The organism is Streptomyces sp. NPDC057136, from assembly GCF_042670885.1.
GTDB lineage: Bacteria > Actinomycetota > Actinomycetes > Streptomycetales > Streptomycetaceae > Streptomyces.
The window spans coordinates 1-2,053 of the sequence record NZ_JBHUUV010000101.1; the positions used below are offsets into that span (position 1 = coordinate 1).

A 2,053-nucleotide genomic window follows, 5' to 3' on the forward strand; every position below is an offset into this window, starting at 1 on the left:
TCGGGTGACCGGGCGCGTTGGCTGGCGGACGGGCAGCTCGACTTTGTTGGTCGTGCGGATGGCCAGGTCAAGGTGCGTGGGTTCCGGATCGAGCCTGGCGAGATCGAAGCCGTCCTCGCCGGCCATCCGGAGATCCGGACCGCCGTCGTGGTGGCCTTCGGGGACGTCGAGGACCGTCGTCTGGTGGCCTACCTCGTCCCGGCTGATCAGGCGGACGGCATTCCGTCCATCACGGAGATTCGGGAGTTCGCGAGCAGCAGGCTGCCCGGCTTCATGATCCCGTCGGCCTTCGTGGAGCTCGCGGCGCTGCCGCTGACCCCGAACGGAAAGCTCGACCGCTCCGCGCTGCCCGAACCGGACGGTGAGCGTTCGCAGGACGGTCTCATGGCTCCGGGGACTGCCGCCGAGGAGCTGCTTGCGGGCATCTGGGCTCAGCTCCTGGGCGTGGACCGAGTCGGTGCAACGGACAACTTCTTCGAGCTGGGCGGGCATTCACTGCTCGCGACTCAGGTGATCTCTCGCATCCGGGACGTGTTCGGAGCCGACGTCCCCGTAGCGGCGCTGTTCGATCACCCCACGGTCGCCGGGCTGGCCGCGGTTCTCGCCGCCTCCACGCCCGGTGCGGTGGCGCCGGAGTGGACGGTCGTCACCAGGGACCAGGCGTTGCCGCTGTCGTTCGCGCAGCAGCGCCTGTGGTTCCTGGACCAACTGGAGCCCGGATCGGTCGAGTACAACCTCCCGATGTACCTGCCGTGGGACGGGGACCTGGACGTCGCGGTCCTTGGTGAGGCGCTCGCTGCTGTGGCGGCGCGCCACGAGGTGCTGCGGACCCGTCTGGTGGCTGGTGCGGACGGTGTGGCGCATCAGGTGATCGACCCGCCGTCCGAGTTCCTGCTGCCCGTTGTGGATCTCTCCGGGAGCGCGGAGCCATTGCGCGAGGCCGAGCGGCTGGCATTCCAGGATGCGATGGCGCCATTCCATCTGGCCGACGGTCCGCTCGTCCGAGCCACCCTGATCCGGCTGGGCGATGGACAGCATCTGCTGGCACTGTTGATGCACCACGTGGTGTCCGACGAGTGGTCGTCGCGGATCCTGCGACGTGAGCTCGTGTCGCTGTACGAGGCGTTCCATGCCGGTGAGCCGAACCCGCTGCCGCCGCTGGCCGTGCAGTACGCGGACTTTGCGGCCTGGCAGCGCCAATGGCTTGACGGCGAGGTCCTGGAAGGTCAACTGGACTACTGGCGGCAGCAGTTGGCTGACGCCCCCGTGCTGGACCTGCCCACCGACCGTCCACGCCCGCCGGTGCGGTCCACCGAGGGGGCGATGGCCCCGTTCACCGTGTCGGCGGAGACGGTGGAGGCGCTGCGCGCGCTGTCGCGTACGAACGGCACCACGATGTTCATGACGCTGCTGGCAGCCTTCAACGTTCTGCTGGGTCGGTACGCGGACTCGGACGACGTGGTGGTGGGCACGCCGGTGGCGAACCGGAACCGCGCCGAGACCGAGGACCTGATCGGATTCTTCGTCAACACCCTGGTTCTCCGTGGCGACTTGTCGGGCAACCCGTCGTTCTCGCAGCTCCTGAGCCGTGTGCGGGCAGCGGCCCTCGGTGCGTACGCGCATCAGGACGTGCCGTTCGAGCAGTTGGTGGACGAACTCGTCACGGAGCGGGACAGGTCGCGCAGCCCGCTCTTCCAGGTGTTCTTCAGCTACGGAGCCGGCGAGGGCGAAGAGGTCCGTGGCACGGCCGAGGCCGAGGAAGGCCCCGGAGGCCGCGCCGGCCAGGTAGCAGCCGTTTTCGACCTGTGGCTGATGGTGGAGGAATCCGGCGACGGCGCACTCAAGGCGGGAATTCAGTACAGCACCGCGCTCTTCGATGCGGCGACCGCGCAACGGATGACTGGACACCTGGTCACGCTGCTGGACGCCGTCGCTGCCAACGCCGACCAAGAGGTCGATGATCTGCCGGTGTTGACGGCGGGTGAGCGTGAGGTGGTGGTGTGTGGGTGGAATGACACGGCTGTGGAGGTTTCTGCGGTTGGTGGGGTGCATG

The 2,053-nt window shown here is 68.3% G+C and carries 1 protein-coding gene; it reads left to right on the forward strand.

Annotated elements, in window-relative coordinates; genetic code table 11:
• Positions 1-147: 147 nt before the first annotated feature.
• Positions 148-2,053: condensation domain-containing protein (locus tag ACFT7S_RS38630; protein ID WP_382741234.1), on the forward strand; the 1,906-nt coding region annotated here is incomplete at its 3' end.